Here is a 25623-nt window from a genome sequence, read left to right on the forward strand (position 1 = left end):
AGTGACGCACGACCACGACCTGGTACTCCGTCCCACCGAAGCCCAGAAGGCGGCCGCGCTCGCGCCCCCGCCGGGCCGGACGGGCGGGGACCTGGTCGTGGAAACGCTGCGCTCGCTCGGCGCGAACGCCGTCTTCGGCCTGCCCGGCCAGCACGCGCTCGCCCTCTTCGACGCGGTCGGCCGCTCCGACCTGCGCCTCGTGGGGCTGCGTACGGAGAACAACGCGGGCTTCGCGGCCGACGCGTACGGGCGGATCACGGGCGAGGCGGTGCCGCTGCTGCTCTCCACCGGCCCGGGCGCGCTGATGGCGCTGCCCGCCCTGGTGGAGGCGGCGGCCGCCTCCGCCCCGGTCCTCGCGATCTCCTCCCAGGTCCCGGTGGCGGGCCTGGGCGGCGGGCGGCGCGGGCACCTGCACGAGCTGCGGGACCAGTCGGCGTCCTTCCGGGACGTGGTCAAGTCCGTCCACACGGTCCGCACCCCCTCCCAGATCCCCTCCGTGATCGCGGAGGCCTGGGAGTCGGCCCTGACCGCCCCGCACGGCCCGGTGTTCGTCGAGATCCCCGAGGACGTGCTGCGGGCCGAAACCGTCATCCCGCAGGTCACGGGTGTGGACGCGACCCCGCACGAGCTGGCCCCGCGGCCCGAGCTCACGGCGCTCGCCGCCCACTGGCTGGAGAACGCCACCCGCCCGGTGATCATCGCGGGCGGCGGGGTCGTCCGCTCGGACGCGGCGGGCAAGCTGAAGCAGCTCGCCGAGCGGCTGAACGCGCCCGTCGTCACCACCTTCGGCGGCAAGGGCGCCTTCCCGTGGACCCACCCGCTCTCCCTCCAGTCCTGGCTGGAGGACCGTCACATGACGGACTTCCTGGAGGACGCGGACGTCCTGCTGGTCGTCGGCTCGGGCCTCGGTGAGCTCTCGTCGAACTACCACACCTTCTTCCCGACGGGCCGGGTCGTCCAGATCGAGGCGGACCTCGGCAAGCTGGAGTCCAACCACGCCGGCCTCGGCATCCACGCGGACGCCCGCCTGGCGCTCCAGGCCCTGCTGGAGACGGTGTCCGAGCGCGCGGACCCGACCGCCCCGGAGCGCGTGCGCCTGGTCCTCGCGGACATCGCGGCCCGCCTCGCCACCCAGGACGTGGCCCTCGAACAGGAACTCCTCCGCTCGATCCGGGCCGCGCTCCCGGCCCGCTCCCCGTCCTTCTGGGACATGACGATCCTGTCCTACTGGGCCTGGTCCGCCTTCGACCCCAAGCACCCCAACACCATGCACTCGGCCCAGGGCGCGGGCGGCCTCGGCTACGCCTTCCCGGCGGCCCTCGGCGCGTGCGTCGCGGAACCGGACACCCCGGTACTGGCGGTGTCCGGCGACGGCGGCGCGATGTACTCCGTCGCGGACCTCGCCACGGCGAAGCAGCACGACCTCGACGTCACCTGGCTGATCGTGGACGACGGCGGCTACGGCATCCTGCGCGAGTACGGCTGCGACACCGGTACCCAGCTGGCCGGCCCCGACTTCGTGGCGCTGGCCGAGTCCTTCGGCGTCCCGGCCTCCACCACCACCCCGGAGTCCTTGAAGGACGACCTGAAGAACGCCCTCGGCACTCCGGGGCCTTCGGTACTGCTGCTTTCGGCCAAGCTCAAGATGTTCGCCCCGACGCACCTTTAGGGCCCGCCCCGCTGGCTCGTAGGGTGTGCGCGATCAGTTCCGGGGCGGGCAACGAGGGGGAACGGTGTCGTTCGAGCAGGAGTGGGCCCAACAGAAGCAGGCCACGGCCGGCGTCTCGTCGCCGCAGATGCGGCTGAACCAGGTCCCCACCGACCCGGGAGGCTCCACGCCGCCCGGGTTCGGCGTACTGGCGACGGCTCCGCCAGAGAAGAAGAAGGCGGCCAACACCATCGAGAACGTCCTGCAGCCCGGCACCACGAGGGCGGCGGACGCGGCCGACGAGCCCACCAAGAGCGCGGTCAAGGCCTTCAGCGGCTGGGACACGGCGGCAGGCCTGTCGAAGGCGCACACGCACTGGGACGACCAGGTGAAGCGCCTGATGGCACGGCTGGACTCGGAGAAGACGGGCCTGCGCGGGGCTTCGACGCTCCTGTCGGGAACCGATCAGCTGACGGGCAGCAGCTTCCAGCCGGTGCAGTCCAAGGTCACCGGACTCCGCTAACAGGTCACAGGGCTCTACCAGGGGGAGACATGCCGAACTACGCCGAGGTCATGCAGACGGACCTCTCCGCGCTCACCACCGCCGCCGACGGCTGGAAGGCCATGGCGACGCAGTTAAAGACCATGGAGGACGTCTACAAGGACGAGGTCCAGAGCGTCTCCGCGGGCAACGGCTGGCTGGGCTCAAGCCAGCAGGCCGCCGCCACCCGGTCCGCCATGACGCGCCAGGAGTACGGAGCCGCGCAGAAGGAAGCGCTGGCCATGGAGTCGCTGCTCCGTGACGCGCACGCCCGGTTCACGGACCTCAAGTCCCGCCTGGTGTCGGCCGTGGCGGAGGCCAAGGAAGCCGGGATGAAGGTCTCGGAGCACGGCGTCGCGAGCTACGACTTCTCCAAGGCCGACCCGGCCAGCGTGAACGCGATCCGCCACGATCCCGACCTCCCGGAGATCGAGCGGTCCTGGACGAGCCGGATCGGCGACTCGGTCAAGGCGATCACGGAGTTCGACCAGGACGTCAAGACGGCCCTGCTGAACGCGTCGGGGGCCGACGGGACCGCGATGTTCGGCTTCAACTCCAAGCCCGTCAACGACGTCGAGGCCGTGGAGGCGCTGGCCCTCACCCAGAAGATCCGCGACGGCAAGGCCTCGCCGGAGGAGCTGCGGCACTACAACGACGTCCTCAAGCAGAACTCCGGGGACCAGCACTTCAGCGAGGCGTACCTGTACGCGCTGGGGCCGAAGGACACCCTGTTGCTGGCGGACCAGATGAACCTGGCGTCCAACGACCGCGGCACGTCGGTGGCCGACAAGAAGCTCTACGAGTCGATCAATTCCGGCCTCGCGGGGACGATCGCCTCGGGCACCAAGGATCCGGCCAGCTACGCCTACAAGCCGTTCGTCGACGGGCTCAAGGAGCAGGGCGCGCAGCTCCTCGACAAGGGCGCGAGGCCGATGTACGGCTACCAGGCACTCGTCACCGTGATGGCGAACGGCAGCGGCTACGGCAAGCAGTTCCTCAACGACCTCGGCGACGGCATGATCGAGGCCGAGAAGTCGAAGCCGCACATGTACGACCACGCATGGGACTCCCAGCGCCCGAACCTGGTCTCCGACCCGCTGGACGGCCTGCTGGGCATCATGGCCAAGGATCCCGACTCGGCGACGTACTTCCTCGACCCCGAAGCGCCGGGCAACAAGAACGAGCACCTGAAGTACATGCTCGACGACCGGGAGATGCCCGACCCCTGGATCTCGACCGGCGTCGGACAGCCGATCGAGATGGACGGCGACAAGACGGCTGGCCTGGGCGCCGCCATCCAGGCGGCGGCCACGGGCCACGTCGACGGCGAGAAGCTGGGCCCGCCGGGACCCCACACCGAGGGCCAGACGCGCGTGATGCACGAGGCGATCCGACTGCTCGACACCGATATGAAGGGCGACGAGTTCAAGGAGGACCTGGAGGGCCTGCAACAGCCGATGGCGAAGGCGCTGGTCGACTACGTCAGCGACACCCACGAGATCCTCGGCGGCCAGAACTCCGACCTGGGTGGCATCGGTGGCAGTGACTCGATCCACGGTTCGGGCGACAAGGCCCAGATCGCGGTGGGCCAGGGCAGCCTGATCCGCGTGATGCGCGGCATCGCGGACGACGGCCCGTCCTACGCCCTGCTGGTCGAGGCGGAGCAGGCGTACTCGGCGGAACAGCTCGCGACCGCCGCCCCGTTCAAGGCGGACTCCCCGCACTCGGTGAGCGCCGACTGGGACAACCGCGCACACGACATCGGCGTGGCCAACGGCGCCCTCAACGGCATCGGCGCCGACGTCTACAAGGACAAGGAGGACGATCAGGTCCAGTGGGCGGAGGGCACCTCCGAGTACTCCGCTGCCGCCGGGAACGCGCTCATCGGCGAGATCCCGGTCGTGGGCACGATCGGAGGCTCCCTGATCGATGCGGCCAAGTACAACTGGGTCGAGGGCGTCAAGGAGGCGGCCGAGGAGCAGAGCAAACAGGAGTCCAGCAACAATTACACAGGCGGACTGGACGGGACCCACAAGTTGCTCGATGCATGGAGGGATGAGCGGCACATGGGGCAAGACCCCGCGTTCAAGCATGCCAAGGACGGGGCGGGCGACGGATACACGACGGGCCGGGAGGCTGCACGTGCTCACCTCCGGCCGTAAGGTGCTCAAGGCCTTCGCGCGATCGACGACCGCCCTGCTCTCCGTGGTGATGCTGGCTTCCTGCACCTCGGGCGAGCCAGAGGCGAAGAACGAGCAGTCGTGCGGGATCAGCCCTTCCTCGGAGGAGGGCGCCCTCCTGAAGGGGATCCTCCGTGCGGAAGGGTTCGAGAGTCTGATCTACAACAGCACCAGCGAAGCGGCGACGGCGCTGAGGCACGCACTGCCGGAGACCACCCCGGAAAGTCGGATGTCCACGAAGATGACGTGCGCCCTGTGGGTGGCCGGCCAGAACGGCGGTGACCGCGTGACGTTCAGCTTCGGCTGGGTCTCGCGCGCCTCGAAGAAGGCGGAAGAGCCCCTGCCCAACGGTATTCCGTTCGAGGCGGACGGCGGCGTCTTCGGCCAGACCAACGACACCGAGACGAGCTTGTTCGTCGCTTGCGAGATGCCCGGCAAGCTCGGCGAGCCGTCGAAGTCGGCTTGGTTCCACGCGAATGCTCTGCACAACGTCAGCCCCCCTCGGACAGACATCGACCAGACGGTCCGCGACCGGCAGACCGCCCTCACCTACCTCATGGCCCGCCGCGTCACCGACGCGCTCGGCTGCGAGAACAAGCCGCTGGAGAAGCCCCCGGTGGTGAAGCCGCTTCCGGCCCCGTGACCGAGACCTCGGCCCGGAGGGCCTCGCGGATGCCATCGGGGCGGTAGCGGGCGCTCTCAACGGTATCGGGGGCGACGTCTGCAAGGACAAGGAAGACGAACCGGGGCCAGCAGTGGGGGAATGGGCGGCTGAGTACACGGCCGCCGGCGTGAGCGGACTCAACGAGCTGATGGATGCATGGAGAGATGAACGGAACATGGGAAAGAACGATGTGTTCGACCATGCCAAGGACGGGGCCGGCAACGCGTACTCAGCAGGCCGGGAGGCTGCACGTGCTCACCTCCGGCCGTAAGGTGCGCAAGGCCTTCGCGCGATCGACGACCGCCCTGCTCTCCATGGTGGTGCTGGCTTCGTGCGCCTCGGGCGAGCCCGAGGCAAAGATCGAGCACCTGTGCACCGTCGGCGCTGCCTCAGAAGAGGAAGCGCTCCTTCGCGGGATCCTCCGCGCAGATGGCTTCGAGACCGACGTCTTCCACCGCACGAACCGTGTGGTGGAGTCGCTGGAGCGGGATCTGCGGGCGATCGGCTCGGACAAGAAGACGTTTTCGACATCCTTGTGCGCGTACGGGCCGACTCCTCGGGCAGGAGTCGAGCGTGCGCGGTTCGAGGTCGGGTGGGTGCCCCGCACCTCGAAGGATGCCGAACCGTCCATGGCCGACGGAGGCCGGTTCGATGCAAACGGTGCCTTCGGTGAGAGCAACTACTTCCTCACGAATCTGTTCGTCCGGTGCGATATGCCCGGCGACCTCGCGGAGCCGTCGAAGGCGGCATGGTTGTACGCGGAGGCTTCGTACACGGTCAACATCGGGCGGACGGACATCGACCAGGCGGCCAAGGACCGGCAGACCGCCCTCACCTACCTCATGGCCCGCCGCGTCACCGACGCGCTCGGCTGTGAGAACGAGCCGCTGGCGAAGCCCCCCGTGGTGAAGCCCCTGCCCGCCCCCTGACCGGCACCGCGGCCCGGGGGGCCGGTCACGGCCCGGGCTGCTCGTCGTCGTTCTCGTAGGGGTGGAACAAGAGGCTGATCACGGCCACCCCGACCGCCGTCGCCAGCCGGGTCCACCCGTTGTCGGTCACCAGGCTCACGGCCTTCGCCGCGAACAGCGCGATCAGGAAGGCGGTGACGAAGGGGACGACGGCACGGGCGGTCCGCTGCACGAAGGTGTGGTCGCCCGGCTGCTCGTGAGTGGTCATGGCCCTGGTCCCTTCGGTCCCGCCGCCCCGGTCGGAGGTCGGCGGTCGGCATCGGCTGTGCTTCCAGCATCGGGAGCACGGCCCGGGGGGCCCAGACCCGGAAAGTCGGGACTTGACAGGTCCCGGTACCTCCCCTCCCCGCCGCCGCCCCGCCTCTCCCACGCCGCCCCGCCGCCTCCCCGACCCGGTCGGACGCGGTCCGCGCGCCCCCGCCGTACGGCAGTGCGATTGTTGCGGCGGGATGAAATCCGCCGGTCGGAGCGTTGGCGCTTCCGGCAGGACAGGACGAACGGGGAGGCCTCACGTGGCGGCGGCAGAGACAGCGGCTGGGGAGAAACAGGGCTGGGGCAGGCGGCTGGCGGCCTACACCTGGCGGTACAAGACCAATGTGCTGCTCGCGCTCGGCTCCTCGCTGGCCGGCATGGCCGTCATGGCGGTCGTCCCGCTGGTCACCAAGGTGATCATCGATGACGTCATCGGGGACGAGACCAAGCCCATGGCGCCCTGGGCCGGCATGCTCATAGCCGCGGCCCTGCTGGTGTACGTACTGACCTACATACGCAGGTACTACGGCGGGCGGCTCGCCCTCGACGTGCAGCACGACCTGCGCACCGACATGTACAGCACCATCGCCCGCCTCGACGGGCGGCGGCAGGACGAGCTGAACACCGGCCAGGTCGTCGGCCGCGCCACCAGCGACCTCCAGCTAATCCAGGGCCTTCTTTTCATGTTGCCCATGACGATAGGGAACTTCCTGCTCTTCGGGATGTCCCTCGGGATCATGCTCTGGCTCTCGCCGCTGCTGACCCTCGTCGCCCTGCTCATGGCCCCCGCCCTGTGGTTCATCGCCAAGCGCAGCCGCAAGAAGCTCTTCCCCGCCACCTGGTGGGCCCAGGGCCAGGCCGCCGCCGTCGCGACCGTCGTCGACGGGGCCGTCACCGGCGTCCGCGTCGTCAAGGGCTTCGGCCAGGAGGAGCAGGAGACCGGCAAGCTGCGCGAAGCCGGCCGCCGGCTGTTCGCCGGCCGGATGCGGACCATCCGGCTCAACTCGCGCTACACCCCCGCCCTCCAGGCCGTCCCCGCCCTCGCCCAGGTCGCCATGCTGGCCCTCGGCGGCTGGATGGCCACCAACGGGCAGGTCACCCTCGGTACCTTCGTCGCCTTCTCCACCTACCTCGCCCAGCTCGTCGGACCCGTCCGCATGCTGGCCATGGTCCTCACCGTCGGACAGCAGGCCCGGGCCGGCGTGGAGCGCGTGTTCGAGCTCATCGACACCGAGCCCGAGATCCACGAGGGCACCCACGAGCTGCCCGCCGACGCACCCGCCACCGTCGAGTTCGACGACGTCCGCTTCGGCTACGACCCCGAGCGGCCGGTCCTCGACGGGTTCTCGCTCTCCGTGGCGCAGGGCGAGACCGTCGCCGTCGTCGGGTCCTCGGGCAGCGGCAAGTCCACCGTCGCGCTCCTGCTGCCCCGGTTCTACGACGCCGACGGCGGCGCCGTCCGCGTCGGCGGCCACGACGTCCGCGAGCTGACGTACGACTCCCTGCGCGGCGCGATAGGCCTGGTCCCCGAGGACTCCTTCCTCTTCTCCGACACCATCCGCGCCAACATCGCCTACGGGCACCCCGGTGCCACCGAGGAACAGATCGAGGCCGCCGCCCGCGCCGCCCAGGCCGAGGGGTTCATCCGGGCCCTGCCCGCCGGGTACGACACCAAGGTCGGCGAGCAGGGGCTCACCCTCTCCGGCGGCCAGCGCCAGCGCATCGCCCTCGCCCGCGCCATCCTCACCGACCCCCGGCTGCTGCTCCTCGACGACGCCACCTCCGCCGTCGACGCCCGCGTCGAGCACGAGATCCACGAGGCCCTGCGCTCCGTCATGGCGGGCCGAACCACCCTGCTGATCGCCCACCGCCGCTCCACGCTCGCGCTGGCCGACCGGATCGCCGTACTCGACCGCGGGCGGCTCGCCGACATCGGCACGCACGAGCAACTGGAGAGCCGGTCGGCGCTCTACCGCAGGCTGCTCACCGACCCGGACGCGCTCGGCGCCGCCTCGCCGCGGACCCCGGACGCCCGGGTGATGACCGAGTTCGAGCGCGAGCTCGACCGGGACCTCGAACGCGGCATCGAGCTCGAGGCCGAGATCGACTCGGAGCCCGTCAACGCCAAGCGCCGGGTCGCCGGCGGGGTCACCCCCGAGCTCTGGCGCCGCCAGGACGAGCCCGACACCGCCCCCGGCGCCGCCCTCGCTCCCGCTCCCGCCGGTGGCGCGCCCGGAGCCGGGCATTCCATGGCCGGGTCCGTCTCCGGCATGCCCGCCACCCCCGAACTGCTCGCGCAGGTGGCCGCGCTGCCGCCCGCCGACGACCTGCCCGAGGTGGACGAGACCCGCGCCGCGGCCGCCGAGGAGAGCTACGGCCTGCGCCGCCTGCTCCGCGGCTTCTGGGCGCCGCTGGCCATCAGCCTCGCCCTCGTCGCCGCGGACGCGGGGGCCGGGCTGCTGCTGCCGAGCCTGATCCGGCACGGCATCGACCAGGGCGTGGAGCAGGCCGTGCTCGGCGCCGTCTGGGCGGCGGCCGGGCTCGCCCTCGCCGTCGTCGTCGCGCAGTGGGCCGCGCAGTTCGCCGAGACCCGCATGACGGGCCGTACCGGCGAGCGCGTGCTGTACGCCCTGCGCGTCAAGATCTTCGCCCAGCTCCAGCGACTCGGCCTCGACTACTACGAGCGCGAGCTGACCGGCAAGATCATGACCCGGATGACCACCGACGTGGACTCGCTGAGCTCCTTCCTCCAGACCGGGCTCGTCACCGCCGTGGTCTCCGTCTTCACCTTCTTCGGGATCCTCATCGCGCTGCTGGTCCTGGACGTCGAGCTCGCGCTGATCGTCTTCGCGACCCTGCCCGTCCTCGTCGTCGGCACGATCGTGTTCCGTCGCAGGTCGGTGGCCGCCTACGAGCTCGCGCGCGACCGGGTCAGCCTGGTCAACGCCGACCTCCAGGAGTCCGTCTCGGGCCTGCGCATCGTCCAGGCCTTCCGCCGCGAGGGCTCGGGCGCCAAGCGCTTCGCCGAGCGCAGCGACTCCTACCGCGAGGCCCGGGTCCGCGGCCAGTGGCTGATATCCGTCTACTTCCCCTTCGTGCAGCTGCTCTCCTCGGGCGCCGCGGCCGCCGTGCTGATCGTCGGGGCGGGCCGGGTGGAAGCCGGGACGCTCACCACCGGCGCGCTGGTCGCTTACCTGCTCTACATCGACCTGTTCTTCGCGCCCGTCCAGCAGCTCTCCCAGGTCTTCGACGGCTACCAGCAGGCCACGGTCGCCCTCGGCCGCATCCAGGGGCTGCTGCGCGAGCCCACCACCACCCCGCTGCCCGAGCGGCCGCGCGCACTGGAATCGCTGGGCGGGGAGATCGCCTTCGAGGACGTCCGCTTCCAGTACGGGACGGCCGAAGAGCGGGGCGAGAAGGGCGAGGCCCTGGCCGGCATCAACCTGCGGATACCCGCCGGGCAGACCGTCGCCTTCGTCGGCGAGACCGGAGCCGGTAAGTCCACCCTGGTCAAGATGGTGGCCCGGTTCTACGATCCGACCTCCGGCCGGGTCACCGCCGACGGCACGGACATCAAGGAGCTGGACCTGACGGCGTACCGCCACCGGCTGGGTGTCGTCCCCCAGGAGGCCTACCTCTTCCCGGGGACCGTCCGTGACGCCATCGCCTACGGGAGCCCCGCGGCGAGCGACGCCGAGGTGGAGGCCGCCGCCCGCGCGGTCGGCGCCCACGACATGATCGCCACCCTCGACGGCGGCTACCTGCACACCGTCGCCGAGCGCGGCCGCAACCTCTCCGCGGGCCAGCGCCAGCTGATCGCACTGGCCCGGGCCGAGCTGGTCGACCCGGACGTGCTGCTGCTCGACGAGGCCACCGCCGCCCTCGACCTGGCAACCGAAGCCCAGGTCAACCAGGCGACGGACCGGCTCGCGGGCAAGCGCACCACCCTGGTGGTCGCGCACCGGCTGACCACCGCGGCGCGCGCCGACCGGGTCGTGGTCATGGACCGCGGCCGGGTGGTGGAGGACGGCACCCACACCGAACTCCTGGCGCGCGGCGGCCGGTACGCCGAGCTGTGGCGCACCTTCGTCGGCGAGGACGAGCGCGCCGCGGCCTGAGCGGGCGGCCTGAGCGGGCGGCCTGAGCGGGCGGCCTTGATCGGGCGGTCCTGAGCGGGCGGGCCCCGGGGGTCAGAACTCGCCGAAGAGCAGGTTCCCCGGGGCGTCCTCGTCGGTGCCCGTGTAGTACTCGCGCACCGCGGCGAGCAGCTCGTCGACGGTGAGGCAGCCGTCCCCGTTCGCGTCGATGCGGCGGAAGAGCGCCTCGGTGTCGGCGGGGCTCAGGCGCGTGTCGAAGGCCTCCTGCGCCCGGTGGAACTCCTGCGGGCTGATGAGCCCGTCGCCGTCGGTGTCCACGATCGTCAGGATCGCGCTCATCATCGGGCGGAAGGAGCGGTCGTAGGCGGGCCCGCCCTGCGCGTACAGGCGGGTCATGCCCTGCTTGTACTCCTCGGGCGTGACCTTGCCGTCCCGGTCGATGTCCAGCTCGGTGAACAGGTCCTGCCAGAAGTCGGCCAGGCCGCCCATCACCCGCTCCGCCTTGGGCGAGTCGGCCGGCTCCGCGAGGGCCGTCAGCAGCCGGGAGCCGAGCGCGATGATGTCGTCGGCGTCGATCACGCCGCTCCTGTCGGCGTCCAGGTGCGTGAAGGCGCGCGCCAGCTTGCGGTCGAGCAGGTCGTTCGTCATCTCATGGCCTTTCACGGCTGCCGCCACCGGTGCGGGCACGGCGAGCGGGGTACGGGTCACCTAGCGTAATCGCCCCCTCGGGTGCGAACTCCCGCTGTCCCGCCGGGGGATGGTGGATGCACCCGTACGAGCGAGGGTGGCCGATGTCGGTGGGTCGGGCCCTTGCGCGTGGCAACCATCCGGGGGGTTGGGGCGTCGTACGTGCGTGCGTGCGCTGTACGTACGACCGATCGGGGGACAGGGTGTTGCAGGGGTGGAGGAGGCGCGGCCGCCGGGTCGCGTCCCTGGGGGTGTTCGTGGTGGCGCTGTGGCTCTGCGCGGCCGGGCTGGGCACGCCACCGGCGGCGCAGGCCGCGACCGAGGGCTGCGGGGGCCGACTGGCCCGGACGGTGGCGTTCGAGACGGGTGAGGTGCGGGTCTACAAGAGCCGCAACCAGGCCTGTGCGATGACCGTGGCGCGGGTCTCCGGCGAGCGGCGCCGGATGGCGGTGAGCATCCAGCCGCGCGGCGGTGCCCCGGTGCGCGAGGCCGGGCGATTCACCCGATATGCCGGGCCCGTCACCGTGGGTGCGATCAACCGCTGCGTGTATGTAAAGGGGAGCGTGGGGGCCGGATCCGCGGATTCCGGCTGGATCCTGTGCTGACGGACAGGCCCAACTAGGTCTGGTCAGTGGAGCGTTGATCCGACTAGGTTCACGGCGACCGAAGTGAACTCAAGGGGAGGGTGAATGCGCAAGACGCTCGGATGGCTGCTGTCGCTCGTGGTGCTGATCGGCACCATGGGTGCGGCCGGCTCCACGGCGCAAGCGGCCACCGCCGCACAGCCCGCGGCCGCCACGGACATCAAGGACCAGATCCTCGGCATTCCCGGGATGAGCCTGATCGAGGAGAAGCCGTACCCCGGCTACCGCTTCTTCGTACTGAACTACGAGCAGCCGGTGGACCACCGGCAGCCGTGGAAGGGCACCTTCAAGCAGCGCCTGACCCTGTTGCACAAGGACGTCTCGCGGCCGTCGGTGTTCTTCACCTCCGGCTACAACGTCAACACCAACCCGCGCCGCAGCGAGCCGACGACCATCATCGACGGCAACCAGGTCTCTCTGGAGTATCGATTCTTCACGCCCTCCCGTCCTGACCCGGCCAACTGGTCGAACCTGGACATCTGGCAGGCCGCCAGTGACCAGCACCGCCTCTTCACCGCGCTGAAGAAGATCTACAAGAAGAACTGGCTGGCCACGGGCGCCAGCAAGGGCGGCATGACGGCGACGTACTACGAGCGCTTCTACCCGCGCGACATGGACGGTGTCGTCGCGTACGTCGCGCCCAACGACGTCGTCAACAACGAGGACTCGGCCTACGACCGGTTCTTCGCCAAGGTCGGCACCAAGGAATGCCGCGACAAGCTGAACGCCGTCCAGCGCGAGGCACTGGTGCGCCGCGAGCCGCTGGAGGCCAAGTACGCGGTCGCCGCCGCCGAGAACGGCTGGACCTTCACCACCATCGGCGACCTCGACAAGGCCTACGAGGCCGTCGTGCTCGACTACGCGTGGGCCTTCTGGCAGTACAGCCTGCTCGCCGACTGCGCCTCGATCCCGGCCGCCGCCACCGCGAGCGACCAGGAGATCTGGGACACGATCGACACGATCTCCGGCTTCTCGGCCTACGCCGACCAGGGACTGGAGACGTACACGCCGTACTACTACCAGGCGGGTACGCAGCTCGGCTCCCCGGACATCAAGCAGCCGCACCTGAAGGGCCTGAGCCGCTACGGATACCAGCCGCCGCGCAACTTCGTGCCCCGCGACATCCCCATGACCTTCCAGCCGGGGGCGATGGCTGACGTGGACAAGTGGGTGCGCGACAACGCCCACCAGATGCTCTTCGTGTACGGGCAGAACGACCCGTGGGGCGCCGAGCCGTTCCGCCTCGGCTACGGGGTGCGCGACAGCTACGTGATGATCGCGCCGGGCGCCAACCACGGGGCGAACGTCGCCAAGCTGATGGACGGCGAGAAGGCCCTCGCCACCTCGAAGATCCTGCAGTGGGCCGGGGTGGCCCCGGCCGCCGCGCTCGCCGACGCGGGGAAGGCGGCGCCGCTGGCGGCGCCGGACGCGCAGCTCGACCAGCGCGACCTGGAGCGCGAGCCGCAGCTGCGGCCGTAGCCGGGAGTCGGGACACGCGCTCCGCACCCCGCGCCCCGTACCCCGCGGCCTGCGGGGTGCGGGCCGCGGGCCGGCGCCGAGGGATCAGCGCGTCAGCCCGTGGCCCAGCGGGTAGCGGCCCGGGACCGGGACGGGGAGGCGGCCGGTGGGCCGCAGCACCCCCGTGAGCACCCGGGCCGCCGCCCGCATCTCCACGTCCGTCCAGGAGTACGTCGCCAGCTCCGCCGCGCACTCCGGCAGCCGGGCCGGGTCGTACGGGTTGCGGACGGCCAGCGAGACGACCGGCACGCCGGAGGCGACCAGGTCCGCCACCAGCGTGCGCTGCGGACTCATCCCCTCCGGGACGTTGTACGTGCACACCAGCACCGCCGCGTGACCGGCCGCGGCGGCCACGGCGCGGGCGGGCGGCACCGCCGTGGCCCGGCAGCCCAGGGCGGTCAGCTCCCGGGCCAGTACGGCCGTAGGGGGTCCGGTCGTACCCGTGGGGGAGACCGGGTCGGCCCCGGTGACCAGCAGGCGTGGTCCGGCCGTCGCATCGAAGGGCACCAGCCCGCGCGGATCGGCCAGCAGGGTCGTCGTGGCGGCGGCGATCGCGTCGGCGGCGTCGAGATGCTCCTGGACGCCCACGACGGCCCCCACCTCCCGACCCGTGGTGTACGCCTCGTCCAACAGCCCCCGGCGGGACTTCAGTTCCAGGATCCGCAGCACCGACTCCTCGATGCGCGCCTGCGTCAGCTCGCCCGACTCGACGGCCGCCCGCACGCTGCGGTGCGCGAGGCCCAGGTCCGGCGGGTTCAGCAGCTGGTCGCAGCCCGCCAGCAGGGCCAGGACCGGGACGCGGTCGTCCCCGTACTTCTGGCGGACCCCGGCCATGTCCAGGGCGTCGGTGACCACCACCCCCTCGAAACCGAGGCGTTCGCGCAGCAGACCGGTGACGATCGGCCGGGAGAGGGTCGCCGGGTCCCCCGAGGGATCGAGCGCGGGAAAGACGATGTGCGCCGTCATGATGGCGTCCACGCCCGCCTCCACCGCGGCCCGGAAGGGCGGCTCGTCCAGCTCCTCCCAGGCGGCCCGGGTGTGCCGCATCACCGGCAGCCCGACGTGGCTGTCGGTCTCGGTGTCCCCGTGGCCCGGGAAGTGCTTGGCGGTGGCGGCGACCCCGGCCCCCTGGTAGCCGCGGACCTGGGCGGCCACCAGCTTGGCCACGGCGTGCGGGTCGGAGCCGAAGGACCGTACGCCGATCACCGGATTGGCCGGGTTGACGTTCACGTCGGCCACCGGCGCGTAGTCCTGCCGGATGCCCATGGCGGCCAACTCGGAGCCCGCGATGCGCGCGGCCCGCAGGGCGTGGGCGGTGGAGCCGGCCGCACCGAGCGCCATCGCCCCCGGGAGCAGCGTCGCGGGCTTGCCGATCCGGGCGACGGCGCCGTGCTCCTGGTCGGTGGAGAGCAGCAGGGGGATCCGGGGACCGGTGGTGAGGGCGGCCTGCTGGAGGCCGACCGAGAGCGCGGCGATCTGCTGCGGGCCGCGGGTGTTGTGGGCCCAGGCGAAGTAGATGATCCCGCCGAGGTGGTAGCGGGAGACCAACTCGGCGGCGGTGCGCACCCCGAACGCCGCCAGGTTCTGCTCGGCGTCCGCCGGATCGGGGTCGGTCGCCGAATGCCCGTAGGCCCGTGAGACGAAGAGCTGCCCGACCTTCTCGGCGAGGCTCATCCGGTCCACGAGGGCGCGCAGCCGCGCCCGGCCCGGGCGGCGGCCCGGGGGCCGTGCGTCGTCGGGGGCGTGCGGGGGGCCCACCGCGGCGGAGGCCGCCCCGGCGGCCGTGACGGCGACCATGGCGGCTGCGGCGAGCAGGTTCCGGCGCGAGGCGTGGTACGGCACGCGCCGGACCCTACTGCCGCGGTACGCGCGGGGAGTGACGGACACTCGGAAGGTCCCCCGGACGAGGCCCCGGACCGGCACGGCCTGCTCCGCCCGCTCCACCTGCTCCACTTGCTCCGTGCTCCTGCGCCTGCCGCGCGCCACCTCGTTCGTCCTGCCTGCTCCGCCCGTCCCGTCCCGTCCCGGCTACGCCTCCCGCCGGTCCGCCCAGTGCTCCTGAAGGCTCCGCACGGCCTCGGTGATCGCGGGTCGCCGGGCGGCCCCGGTCCGCCACAGGGCGTACAACCGGCGTACGGGGCCCGGCTCCAGCGGTACGGCCACGGCCCCCGGCGGCAGCGCGCCGGTGCCCAGGCGGGGTACGACGGCCACCCCGAGCCCGGCCGCGACCAGGGCGACGATGGTGTGGTTCTCCTCCGCGACGTGCGCGATGTCGGGCTCGAAACCGGCGGTGCGCAGCGTCCGCACCAGCCAGTCGTGGCAGACCCGCCCGGGCGGCTGGCAGACCCAGCGCTCGCCGCCGAGGTCGGAGCGCCGGATGACCCGGCGCGCGGTGAAGGGGTGCCCGGCCGGTACGACCAGGTCGCAGAGGTCGTCCCCGATCACCGCCTGCTCGATCCCCTGCGGTGCGGGCAACGGGGCGATGTCCCAGTCGTGGGCCACCGCCAGGTCGGTGACCCCCCGGGCCACCAGCTCCACGGACAGGTGCGGGTCCACCTCGGTGAGCCGGACGTCCAGCGCCGGATGCCGGCGGGCCAGATCGGCCAGCACCTGCGGCAGCAGCCCGCGCGCCGCCGAGGCGAACGCGGCCACCGTCAACAGCCCGCCGGGCTGCCCGCGCCGCTCCTCCAGGGTGGTCTCGGTGCGCTCCACGATCGCCAGCAACTCCTGCGCGGCGTCGGCCAAATGGCGGGCCTCCTCGGTGAGCGCGACACCGCGCCCGCGCCGCTCCAGCAGGGTGGTGCGGGTCTCCCGTTCCAGCTTGGAGATCTGCTGGGAGACCGCCGAGGGGGTGTAGCCGAGGGCGGCCGCCGCGCCGGCGACCGAGCCGTGGACGGAGACGGCGTGCAGGGCGCGCAGCCGGGCGAGATCGAGCATGCCTCCATCGTGGCACCGCGGACATCCGTAAGCAATGCTTCATCCATCCCGGAAGACATCCGCGCTGGTGCTACATGGTCGGGCGGTCGATGCTCGAAGCATGCGTCCCGTACACACCGCCCTCGCCGTGCTCGTCGCCGCCGTCTGGGGCTTCAACTTCGTGGTCATCCAGATCGGCCTCGACCACTTCCCGCCCCTGCTCCTGTCCGCCCTGCGCTTCCTCGTCGCCGCCCTGCCCGCCGTGTTCTTCGTCGGGCGGCCCAAGGCCGCCTGGAAGTGGATCGTCGGCGTCGGGATCGCCCTCGGCGTCGCCAAGTTCGGCCTGCTCTTCACCGGCATGGACGCCGGCATGCCCGCCGGGCTGTCCTCGCTCGTGCTGCAGGTCCAGTCCGTCTTCACCGCCGTCCTCGCCGCCTTCGTGCTGCGCGAGCGGCCGGGGCGGGTGCGCCTGCTCGGGATGGTCGTGGCGCTCGCCGGGATCGTGGTCGCCGCCGTGGACGGCGGGACCTCCGGGCCGGTGCTCGGCTTCACGCTGGTCGTGGCGGCCGCCGCCTGCTGGGGCGTGTCAAACGTCCTGACCCGCAAGGCCGCCCCGCCCGACGCCCTGAACTTCATGGTGTGGGTGTGCACGGTCCCGGTCCTGCCGCTGCTCGCGCTCTCGCTGCTGCTGGAGGGCCCCGAGCGGGACCTGGCCGCGCTGCGGGCCCTGGACTGGTCCGGGGTGGCCGTCATCGGCTACGTCGCCTGGGTGTCCACCGTCTTCGGGTTCGCCGCCTGGAGCCACCTGCTGCGCCGCTACCCGGCCTCCGCGGTGGCCCCGTTCTCGCTGCTGGTCCCGGTCTTCGGGATGTCCTCCGCGGCCCTGGTCCTCGGGGAGTCCGTCTCGGGGCTGCGCTGGCTGGCGGCCGTACTGCTGGTGGGCGGGGTGGCGTTGACCTCGCTGGCCCCGGCGCGCGCCGTGAACCGTACGGGGGTCGGTTCGGGCGTCAGCGCGGGGAGCCCTCCTGCAACGGCAGCCGCCAGTCCTGTCCCGTCAGGCTCGCTCCGTACGAGCGGTGCGGCCGCTCCGCGATCAGGGTGAACCCGGCCTTCAGGTAGAGCTCGCGGGCGTCGGTCAGCACGTCGTTGGTCCACAGCACCAGCTCGCGGTAGCCGACCGAGCGGGCGAAGGTCACGACGGTGTCGACGAGCAGGGCGCCGATGCCGCGGCCGCGGCCCTGCGGGTCGACCAGGAGCAGCCGCAGCCGGGCGGTGCCGGGCGCGCCCTCCTCCCGTACGCACATCACCGAGCCGACGGGCCGGCCGTCCAGCTCCGCGATCCACACCCGTTCCAGGTGGGGGTCGTGGTCCTGGGCGAAGTCCGCGACGATCCGGGCGACCAGGCCCTCGAAATCGCTGTTCCAGCCGTACTCGGCGGCGTACAGCGCGCCGTGGCGCTGCACGATCCACCCCAGGTCCCCCGGTTCCGGGTCGCGGAGCCGTACGCCTTCAGCCATGGGGCAACTCTAGGGGGAGGGTGCGCCGCCGGGGCCCTGTAGGGGCTATTTCTTGCCGCCTACTTCTTGCCACCGCCGAGGATCTCGCCCAGCAGGTCGCCGAGGCCGCCGCCCGTTGCGGCGCCCGCTCCTGCGCCCGTTGCGGGGGGACCGCCGGGGGCCGCTCCCTTGCCCGCCGCCCTGCCGGAGGCGCGCTTGGCGAGCACCGCCAGGACGACCGGGATCAGCATCTCGATGACCCGGCTGATGGTGGCCGCGGGGATGCCTGTCCGCTTCGAGACGGCGGCGGCCACGGGCTTGCTCACCTTGGCGAGCACCCCGGCCATCATGCCGCCGCTGAGCAGGCCGCCGAGGCCGCCGAGCGTGGCCACGCCCTCCAGCGGCGGTTCGGCGTCCGCCACCTCGGCGATGGCCTGGCGCACCGCCACGCCGTCGGCGTCGTCCGCGTCGGCCTTCTGCTGGAGGTCGCCGGTCATGGCGCCGACGGTCTCCGCGACGGCCTCCCGGGCGCCGGAGTCGTCCGTGCCGAGCAGGCCGGCGATCTCGGTCAGCTTGTCGTCGCCGAGTTCGCCCAGCACGTCGTCCTGGAATGAGGATTCGCTCATGCCTGAAACGCTACGTCTGTGCGGTTTTGCCGGCACCTTGAGTAGGCGCTGGGTAACGGAAACGCAAAGTTGTGGTTCCGGATGCAACCCTGCGGGCGCACCGCGGGTCGTATGGTGCGTCGGTGCTTCCGGGGAGGGATCTGGGGGGATCGGGAAGTCCGACACGGGAGGGGTAACCGTGAGGGGGTCCGGCCGCGAGGCGGGACCCCCTTTGCGTTGCCCCGTCGCACCGCGCCCTCGTCGTTGTCCACAGGCCCGACGCGCTGTCGGCGCCGCCCGGTAGTTTCGGGGCATGGCAGCAACGGACGGGGCGCCGCAGGCGGTCCAACTGGCAGTGGTCGACGGCGTGCTCGAACGCATCACCTACGCCAACGAGGAGAACGGGTACACGGTCGCCCGCGTGGACACCGGTCGGGGCAGTGGCGACCTGCTGACGGTGGTCGGCTCGCTGCTGGGCGCCCAGCCCGGCGAGTCCCTGCGCATGGAGGGTCGCTGGGGCTCCCATCCGCAGTACGGCAAGCAGTTCACCGTGGAGAACTACCGGACCGTGCTCCCGGCGACCATCCAGGGCATCCGCCGCTACCTCGGCTCCGGCCTGATCAAGGGCATCGGCCCGAAGATCGCCGACCGGATCGTGGAGCACTTCGGCACCGACACCCTCGACGTCATCGAGGGCGAGCCGAAGCGGCTGATCGAGGTGCCCGGGCTCGGCCCCAAGCGGACGAAGCTGATCGGCGCCGCCTGGGAGGAGCAGAAGGCCATCAAGGAGGTCATGGTCTTCCTCCAGGGCGTCGGCGTCTCCACCTCCATCGCCGTGCGCATCTACAAGAAGTACGCTGACGCCTCCATTTCCGTGGTGAAGAACCAGCCCTACCGGCTTGCCGCCGACGTGTGGGGCATCGGCTTCCTCACCGCCGACCGCATCGCCCAGGCCGTCGGCATCCCGCACGACAGCCCCGAACGGGTCAAGGCCGGCCTCCAGTACGCCCTGTCCCAGTCCACCGACCAGGGACACTGCTTCCTGCCCGAGGACCGGCTCATCGCCGACGGGGTCAAGCTGCTCCAGGTGGACACGGGGCTGGTGATCGACTGCCTGGCCGAGCTCGCCGCCGACCCGGAAGGGGTCGTACGGGAGCCCGTACCGGATCCGCAGGGCGGGCCGGACCCGCTGACCGCCGTGTACCTGGTGCCCTTCCACCGGGCCGAGCTGTCGTTGGTGGGGCAGGTGCGCCGGCTGCTGCACGCCGAGGACGACCGGATGCCCGGCTTCCAGGACGTGGACTGGGAGAAGGCCCTGGGCTGGCTCGCCGGGCGGACGGGGGCCACGCTCGCCCCCGAGCAGCGGGACGCCGTGAAGCTGGCGCTGACCCGCCGGGTCGCCGTCCTCACGGGCGGGCCCGGCTGCGGGAAGTCCTTCACCGTGCGCTCGATCGTCGAGCTGGCCCGGGCGAAGAAGGCCAAGGTGGTGCTGGCCGCGCCCACCGGCCGGGCGGCGAAGCGGCTGGCCGAGCTCACCGGGGCCGAGGCCTCCACGGTGCACCGACTGCTGGAGCTCAAACCGGGCGGGGACGCCGCGTACGACCGGGAGCGGCCGCTGGACGCCGACCTGGTCGTCGTCGACGAGGCCTCGATGCTGGACCTGCTGTTGGCCAACAAGCTGGTCAAGGCGGTGGCACCGGGGGCGCACCTGCTGCTGGTCGGCGATGTGGACCAGCTGCCGTCGGTCGGTGCCGGGGAGGTGCTGCGGGACCTGCTGGCCGAGGGCGGCCCGGTGCCCGCGGTGCGGCTGACCCGGATCTTCCGGCAGGCCCAGCAGTCCGGTGTGGTCACCAACGCCCACCGGATCAACACCGGCCTGCCGCCGATCACGGACGGGCTGCCGGACTTCTTCCTGTTCCCGGAGGAGGACACCGAGGCGGCCGGGGTGCTGGCCGTGGACGTGGCCGCCCGGAGGATTCCGGCCAGATTCGGGCTCGACCCGCGGCGGGACGTCCAGGTGCTCGCGCCGATGCACCGCGGCCCGGCCGGCGCCGGGAACCTCAACGGACTGCTCCAGCAAGCGATGACACCGGCCCGGCCGAACCTGCCGGAGAAGAGGTTCGGCGGCCGGGTCTTCCGGGTGGGCGACAAGGTGACCCAGATCCGGAACAACTACGAGAAGGGCGCCAACGGCGTCTTCAACGGCACGGTCGGCGTGGTAACCGGCCTGGACGTGGACGAACAGCGCCTGACGGTACGAACGGAGGAGGATGAGGAGATCGTGTACGAGTTCGGTGAGCTCGACGAGCTGGCCCACGCGTACGCCGTCACCATTCACCGTTCACAGGGGAGTGAATATCCGGCGGTGGTGATCCCCGTCACCACCGGGGCCTGGATGATGCTCCAGCGCAACTTGCTCTACACGGCGGTGACCAGGGCGAAGAAACTGGTCGTCCTCGTCGGGTCCCGCAAGGCCCTCGGTCAGGCGGTGCGTACCGTTTCCGCAGGCAGGAGGTACACGGCGGTCGCCGCCAGGCTGTCCGGCCGGATACCGGTGGGAAACATCACCTAGATGATCGATCATTTGGGGTTCCGGCAACCGGCTCGGGGGGGCAGGATGAGCAGGTTGGCGGCACTCAGTGCCGTCAGAAGCGCCAAACGCCGACCCCGAGTGCACTCTCCTGCGCCAAATGGGGGAAGGTAGAGGAAGTCAGGGCACCTCGAAGAAGAGGCACTACGTCGGTGAGGGATGACGTGAGCGACAACTCTGTAGTACTCCGGTACGCGGACGGTGAATACACCTACCCGGTGGTCGAAAGCACCGTCGGTGACCAGGGCTTCGACATCTCGAAGCTGCGGGCCCAGACCGGGCTCGTCACCTTGGACAGCGGATACGGCAACACCGCGGCCTACAAGTCCGCGATCACCTACCTCGACGGTGAGCAGGGCATCCTGCGCTACCGCGGTTACCCGATCGAGCAGCTGGCCGAGCGCTCGTCGTTCATCGAGGTCGCGTACCTGCTGATCAACGGGGAGCTGCCGACCGTCGACCAGCTCGCGTCGTTCCGCAACGAGATCACCCAGCACACGCTGCTCCACGAGGACGTGAAGCGCTTCTACGACGGCTTCCCGCGGGACGCGCACCCGATGGCGATGCTGTCCTCCGTGGTCAGCGCGCTGTCGACGTTCTACCAGGACAGCCACAACCCGTTCGACGATCAGCAGCGCCACCTCTCGACGATCCGGCTGCTGGCCAAGCTCCCGACGATCGCGGCCTACGCGTACAAGAAGTCGGTCGGCCACCCGGTGGTCTACCCGCGCAACGACCTCGGCTACGTCGAGAACTTCCTGCGCATGACCTTCTCCGTGCCGGCCCAGGAGTACGACCTGGACCCGGTCGTGGTCTCCGCGCTCGACAAGCTGCTGATCCTGCACGCGGACCACGAGCAGAACTGCTCCACCTCCACCGTGCGCCTGGTCGGCTCCTCGCAGGCGAACATGTTCGCTTCGATCTCCGCCGGCATCTCGGCCCTGTGGGGTCCGCTGCACGGTGGCGCCAACCAGTCCGTCCTCGAGATGCTGGAAGGCATCAAGAACGACGGCGGCGACGTCGACGCCTTCATCCGCAAGGTGAAGAACAAGGAAGACGGCGTCCGCCTCATGGGCTTCGGACACCGCGTCTACAAGAGCTTCGACCCCCGGGCGAAGATCATCAAGGCGGCGGCGCACGACGTCCTCTCGGCGCTCGGCAAGAGCGACGAGCTGCTGGACATCGCGCTCAAGCTGGAAGAGCACGCGCTGGCCGACTCGTACTTCGTCGAGCGCAACCTCTACCCGAACGTGGACTTCTACACCGGTCTGATCTACCGGGCGATGGGCTTCCCCACCGAGATGTTCACCGTGCTCTTCGCGCTCGGCCGGCTCCCCGGCTGGATCGCCCAGTGGCAGGAAATGATCAAGGAGCCGGGTTCCCGCATCGGTCGCCCGCGCCAGATCTACACCGGCGAGGTCCTGCGCGACTTCGTTCCCGTAGAAGCCCGCTGACCCGAGGCTTTCCTCCGCGCGGCGTGCGGCCGCGCGGAGCGCACCACAGACAACCCTGAGCATGCGAGAAGCGCCCCGCCGTCGATCCCCCCACGGGTCGACGGTCGGGGCGCTTCCCTTTTCCCCGAAACGGATTCCCCCCACGGGACCCGAGCCGGGGCGTCGGTGTGCCGGGACCCGTTCGTCCGGGAGGGCCGCTCAAAGCCTCCCGCGGGTACGTGTCCCGGCCGGCTGATGCCCACGGAAACCTCCCCAGGTTTCCGAGAAACGTCCCCCAAGACGTTCTTGGCATCGCCCCATTAGACCCATGACGACCCCGGATGGTTACGTTGCGGTCACTGTGATCTGCGTCTCCCGTGAAGGAAGTGTGGGGAGCGTGAGGAGGAGGGCCACTAGCGGAAGGACCGCAACCGGAGGCTGTTGGTCACCACGAAGACCGAGGAGAAGGCCATGGCGGCCCCCGCGATCATCGGATTGAGCAGACCGGCGGCCGCCAGCGGCAGGGCCGCCACGTTGTACCCGAAGGCCCAGAACAGGTTGCCCTTGATCGTGGCCAAGGTCCGGCGCGAGAGCCGGATCGCGTCCGCCGCGACCCGCAGGTCACCCCGTACGAGGGTCAGGTCTCCGGCCTCGATGGCCGCGTCCGTGCCGGTGCCCATGGCCAGCCCCAGGTCCGCCTGGGCCAGTGCGGCCGCGTCGTTGACCCCGTCGCCGACCATCGCGACCGTACGGCCCTGCGCCTGCAGGCGGCGCACGACGTCCACCTTGTCCTGCGGGAGGACCTCGGCGATCACCTCGTCGATGCCCACCTCGCGGGCCACCGTCGCGGCAACGGCCTTGTTGTCGCCCGTCAGCAGGACCGGGGTGAGGCCCAGCGCCCGCAGCCGGGAGACCGCCTCGGCACTGGTGTCCTTGACCGCGTCCGCCACGGTCAGGACCCCGCGCGCCGCGCCGTCCCAGGCCACCAGGACGGCGGTGCTGCCCGCGGCCTCGGCGGCCGCCTTGGCCCCGGCCAGTCCGGCCGGCAGCTCGATCGACCAGTCGGCCAGCAGCTGCTCGCGGCCCACCAGGACGGCGTGTCCGTCGACCACGCCCTGGACGCCGAGCCCCGCGACGTTCTCGAAGGACTCCGGAACGGGCAGGGAGCCGGCCCGCTCCGCCGCCCCGGCGGCGACGGCACGGGCGATCGGGTGCTCCGAGGCGTGCTCCAGGGACCCGGCGAGGCGCAGGAGTTCGCGCTCGTCGACGCCCGCGGCGGTGAAGACCCCGTCGAGGGTCATCCGGCCGGTGGTGACGGTGCCGGTCTTGTCCAGGACGACGGTGTCCACGCGGCGGGTGGACTCCAAGACCTCGGGGCCCTTGATCAGGATGCCGAGCTGCGCGCCCCGCCCGGTGCCGACCATCAGGGCGGTCGGGGTGGCCAGGCCCAGGGCGCACGGGCAGGCGATGATCAGGACGGCCACGGCGGCGGTGAAGGCGGCGGCGGGGTCGTCGGTGATCAGCAGCCAGGTGATCCAGGTGCCGATGGCGAGCACCAGGACGACGGGGACGAAGATCCCGGAGATCTGGTCGGCGAGGCGCTGCACCTCGGCCTTGCCGTTCTGCGCGTCCTCCACCATCTTCGCCATCCGGGCGAGTTGGGTGTCGGCGCCGATCCGGGTGGCCTCGACGACCAGGCGTCCGGAGGTGTTCACGGTGGCTCCGGTGACGGAGTCGCCCACGGCGACGTCGACCGGGACGGACTCGCCGGTCAGCATGGAGGCGTCCACGGCGGAGCTGCCCTCGACGACGGTGCCGTCGGTGGCGATCTTTTCGCCGGGGCGGACGACGAACCGGTCGCCGACCGCGAGCGCGCCCACCGGGATCCGGACCTCCCGGCCCGCGCGCAGGACGACGACGTCCTTGGCGCCCAGCTCCAGCAGGGCCTTGAGGGCCGCGCCCGCCTTCCGCTTGGAGCGGGCCTCCAGGTAGCGGCCCAGGAGGATGAAGGAGACGACGCCGGCCGCGACCTCCAGGTAGATGGCGGAGGAGCCGTCGGTGCGGGAGATCGAGAAGTCGAATCCGTGCCGCATGCCCGGCATGCCGGCGTGGCCGAAGAACAGGGCCCACAGCGACCAGGTGAAGGCGGCCAGCGTGCCGACCGAGACGAGGGTGTCCATGGTGGCGGCGCCGTGCCGGGCGTTGGTCCAGGCGGCCTTGTGGAAGGGGTACCCGCCCCAGATGACGACGGGGGCCGCGAGGGTCAGGGAGAGCCACTGCCAGTTGTCGAACTGGAGGGCGGGGACCATCGCGAGCAGGACGACGGGCAGGGCGAGCGCGACGGAGACCAGCAGGCGCTGCCGCAGCGCGGCGAGTGCCGGGTCGGGGACCTCGGTCGCCCCGGTCGCACCGGTCCGAGCCCCTTCGGGGGCGGCGTCGGGTTCCGGGGCGGGCGGCGGCGGGGGCTCCTCGGCGGTGTAGCCGGTCTTGACGACGGTCGCGATCAGATCGGCGACCTGCACGTCACCGGTGTAGGAGACGCGGGCCTTCTCGGTGGCGTAGTTCACCGTGGCCTCGACGCCGTCCATCCGGTTGAGCTTCTTCTCGATGCGGGCGGCGCAGGAGGCGCAGGTCATCCCGCCGATCGAGAGTTCGACCGCCGTTATCGGTCCGTCGTGCACTGTGCTGCTGCTCATGTTCCGGCTCCAGGGGGATGGCCGGGCCGTACGGGACCAGTATGAGCTGGCCGGCACGGCCCGGCAGGGTGCCGCGGGGCTGCCGCGGGTGCCGCGGGGCTTGCGGGCCGCTCAGACCTGTCCGGCGAACTCGTAGCCGGCCTCGTCGACGGCGGCACGGACGTCCTCGTCCGCGAGCGGGGCGTCGGAGACCACGGTGACCTCACCGGTCGCGGCGACGGCCTTGACCGTGCTGACGCCCGGGAGGGCGGAGATCTCGGTGGTCACCGCGCCCTCGCAATGTCCGCAGGTCATGCCGGTCACCCGGTAGACGGTGGTGGTCTGGGTGTCCGTCTCGGCGGTCATGTCGTTCTCCTCTTCAGGGGCGTGTGCCGGTCACCGGGAGGGCGGCCGATGGCTCCACCGTGCTCCCGACACTTCGAGACTATACCCCTGGGGGGTATCAAGGCGAGTATCGGCTCCCAGTTTTTCGATCCTCGTGGGAAAACCGGCCGCCATAGCCGAACTGCATCGAAATGGCCGATACGGATCACTCGGGAAGCCTCGTCCCGACCCTGGCCGCCGCGGCATCGGCCCCGGCTCGGACCGGGCGTGCTCGGCCGGCCCGCGACGGGGGAGGTGGTCGACGTCCTGGGCCGGCGCGGGCTGGTCATCACGACGCCGGGCGTGGAGGACGGGACGGCGGTGC

18 protein-coding genes and 1 pseudogene are annotated in these 25623 nt (G+C 71.4%); 11 read left to right on the forward strand and 8 right to left on the reverse strand.

The genetic code is table 11. From position 1 onward, the window contains the following. Position 1 precedes the first annotated feature (1 nt). From OG594_RS07025 to OG594_RS07045, 5 genes are all read left to right on the forward strand, one after another. Complete coding sequence (locus tag OG594_RS07025; protein WP_266596281.1) at positions 2-1669, forward strand: thiamine pyrophosphate-binding protein; 1668 nt, start codon at positions 2-4, stop codon at positions 1667-1669. A 64-nt stretch (positions 1670-1733) separates the two neighbouring features. Beyond that, positions 1734-2171 (forward strand): hypothetical protein, encoded by a 438-nt coding sequence (locus OG594_RS07030; protein WP_266596283.1) that lies wholly within the window; start codon positions 1734-1736, stop codon positions 2169-2171. A gap of 29 nt (positions 2172-2200) precedes the next feature. Continuing rightward, positions 2201-4351 carry a DUF6571 family protein gene (locus tag OG594_RS07035; RefSeq protein WP_266596285.1) on the forward strand — a complete coding sequence of 717 codons (2151 nt, stop codon included), beginning with the start codon at positions 2201-2203 and terminating at the stop codon, positions 4349-4351. Then, positions 4332-5012, forward strand: coding sequence for a hypothetical protein (locus OG594_RS07040; RefSeq protein ID WP_266596287.1), 681 nt, complete (start codon positions 4332-4334; stop codon positions 5010-5012). Before OG594_RS07035 ends, OG594_RS07040 begins: the two co-directional genes overlap by 20 nt. A 272-nt stretch (positions 5013-5284) precedes the next feature. After that, complete coding sequence (locus tag OG594_RS07045; RefSeq protein WP_266596289.1) at positions 5285-5962, forward strand: hypothetical protein; 678 nt, start codon at positions 5285-5287, stop codon at positions 5960-5962. Between the two features lie 25 nt (positions 5963-5987). Here the strand turns inward: OG594_RS07045 and OG594_RS07050 are convergent, their stop codons facing one another. Beyond that, entirely contained in the window at positions 5988-6209 is a 222-nt protein-coding gene (locus OG594_RS07050) for a hypothetical protein (RefSeq protein ID WP_266596291.1), read from the reverse strand. A gap of 304 nt (positions 6210-6513) precedes the next feature. Here OG594_RS07050 and OG594_RS07055 point away from each other — a divergent pair, with 304 nt between their 5' ends. Next, a complete protein-coding gene (locus tag OG594_RS07055) occupies positions 6514-10371 on the forward strand; it encodes an ABC transporter ATP-binding protein (protein ID WP_266596293.1) in 3858 nt (1285 codons plus the stop codon). A gap of 72 nt (positions 10372-10443) precedes the next feature. On the opposite strand, the gene OG594_RS07060 is transcribed toward OG594_RS07055, so the two are convergent. Beyond that, entirely contained in the window at positions 10444-11058 is a 615-nt protein-coding gene (locus OG594_RS07060) for an EF-hand domain-containing protein (RefSeq protein WP_266596295.1), read from the reverse strand. 239 nt (positions 11059-11297) lie between these two features. Here OG594_RS07060 and OG594_RS07065 point away from each other — a divergent pair, with 239 nt between their 5' ends. Both OG594_RS07065 and OG594_RS07070 read left to right on the forward strand, forming a co-directional pair. Then, positions 11298-11642 carry a hypothetical protein gene (locus OG594_RS07065; protein ID WP_323185175.1) on the forward strand — a complete coding sequence of 115 codons (345 nt, stop codon included), beginning with the start codon at positions 11298-11300 and terminating at the stop codon, positions 11640-11642. Positions 11643-11726: 84 nt separating this feature from the next. Then, positions 11727-13160: a S28 family serine protease gene (locus tag OG594_RS07070; protein WP_266596296.1), complete on the forward strand. Its 1434-nt coding sequence runs from the start codon at positions 11727-11729 to the stop codon at positions 13158-13160. An 84-nt stretch (positions 13161-13244) separates the two neighbouring features. On the opposite strand, the gene OG594_RS07075 is transcribed toward OG594_RS07070, so the two are convergent. Continuing rightward, positions 13245-14996: a glycoside hydrolase family 3 protein gene (locus OG594_RS07075; protein WP_266602689.1), complete on the reverse strand. Its 1752-nt coding sequence runs from the start codon at positions 14994-14996 to the stop codon at positions 13245-13247. A gap of 231 nt (positions 14997-15227) precedes the next feature. Beyond that, a complete protein-coding gene (locus OG594_RS07080; protein WP_266596298.1) occupies positions 15228-16136 on the reverse strand; it encodes a LysR family transcriptional regulator in 909 nt (302 codons plus the stop codon). Between the two features lie 100 nt (positions 16137-16236). On the opposite strand from OG594_RS07080, the gene OG594_RS07085 reads away from it, so the two are divergent. After that, on the forward strand, positions 16237-17217 hold the full coding sequence (locus OG594_RS07085) for an EamA family transporter (RefSeq protein WP_266596300.1): 981 nt from the start codon (positions 16237-16239) through the stop codon (positions 17215-17217). Here the strand turns inward: OG594_RS07085 and OG594_RS07090 are convergent. After that, positions 17123-17614 (reverse strand): annotated as a pseudogene (locus tag OG594_RS07090) (GNAT family N-acetyltransferase); the annotation flags it as partial. The gene OG594_RS07085 and the pseudogene OG594_RS07090 sit on opposite strands and share 95 nt — an antisense overlap. Positions 17615-17691: 77 nt before the next feature. Beyond that, on the reverse strand, positions 17692-18237 hold the full coding sequence (locus tag OG594_RS07095) for a DUF937 domain-containing protein (protein WP_266596302.1): 546 nt from the start codon (positions 18235-18237) through the stop codon (positions 17692-17694). A gap of 292 nt (positions 18238-18529) precedes the next feature. Between OG594_RS07095 and OG594_RS07100 the strand changes: the two genes are divergently transcribed. Both OG594_RS07100 and OG594_RS07105 read left to right on the forward strand, forming a co-directional pair. Continuing rightward, a complete protein-coding gene (locus OG594_RS07100; protein WP_266596304.1) occupies positions 18530-20788 on the forward strand; it encodes an ATP-dependent RecD-like DNA helicase in 2259 nt (752 codons plus the stop codon). A 182-nt stretch (positions 20789-20970) separates the two neighbouring features. Then, positions 20971-22260, forward strand: coding sequence for a citrate synthase (locus tag OG594_RS07105; protein WP_266596306.1), 1290 nt, complete (start codon positions 20971-20973; stop codon positions 22258-22260). 392 nt (positions 22261-22652) lie between these two features. Here the strand turns inward: OG594_RS07105 and OG594_RS07110 are convergent, their stop codons facing one another. Both OG594_RS07110 and OG594_RS07115 read right to left on the reverse strand, forming a co-directional pair. Next, positions 22653-24935: a cation-translocating P-type ATPase gene (locus OG594_RS07110; RefSeq protein WP_266596308.1), complete on the reverse strand. Its 2283-nt coding sequence runs from the start codon at positions 24933-24935 to the stop codon at positions 22653-22655. A 111-nt stretch (positions 24936-25046) separates the two neighbouring features. Beyond that, on the reverse strand, positions 25047-25280 hold the full coding sequence (locus tag OG594_RS07115; protein WP_266596310.1) for a heavy-metal-associated domain-containing protein: 234 nt from the start codon (positions 25278-25280) through the stop codon (positions 25047-25049). Positions 25281-25623 lie beyond the last annotated feature (343 nt).

Origin of the sequence: Streptomyces sp. NBC_01214 (assembly GCF_026340975.1) — a bacterium.
Classification (GTDB): Bacteria; Actinomycetota; Actinomycetes; order Streptomycetales; family Streptomycetaceae; genus Streptomyces.

Coding starts and splice junctions, on each gene's coding strand:
- OG594_RS07035 (WP_266596285.1), top strand. CDS start 2,201: ATGCCGAACTACGCCGAGGTCATGCAGACGGACCTCTCCGCGCTCACC.
- OG594_RS07050 (WP_266596291.1), bottom strand. CDS start 6,209: ATGACCACTCACGAGCAGCCGGGCGACCACACCTTCGTGCAGCGGACC.
- OG594_RS07070 (WP_266596296.1), top strand. CDS start 11,727: ATGCGCAAGACGCTCGGATGGCTGCTGTCGCTCGTGGTGCTGATCGGC.
- OG594_RS07075 (WP_266602689.1), bottom strand. CDS start 14,996: ATGGTCGCCGTCACGGCCGCCGGGGCGGCCTCCGCCGCGGTGGGCCCC.
- OG594_RS07080 (WP_266596298.1), bottom strand. CDS start 16,136: ATGCTCGATCTCGCCCGGCTGCGCGCCCTGCACGCCGTCTCCGTCCAC.
- OG594_RS07085 (WP_266596300.1), top strand. CDS start 16,237: ATGCGTCCCGTACACACCGCCCTCGCCGTGCTCGTCGCCGCCGTCTGG.
- OG594_RS07095 (WP_266596302.1), bottom strand. CDS start 18,237: ATGAGCGAATCCTCATTCCAGGACGACGTGCTGGGCGAACTCGGCGAC.
- OG594_RS07100 (WP_266596304.1), top strand. CDS start 18,530: ATGGCAGCAACGGACGGGGCGCCGCAGGCGGTCCAACTGGCAGTGGTC.
- OG594_RS07110 (WP_266596308.1), bottom strand. CDS start 24,935: ATGAGCAGCAGCACAGTGCACGACGGACCGATAACGGCGGTCGAACTC.
- OG594_RS07115 (WP_266596310.1), bottom strand. CDS start 25,280: ATGACCGCCGAGACGGACACCCAGACCACCACCGTCTACCGGGTGACC.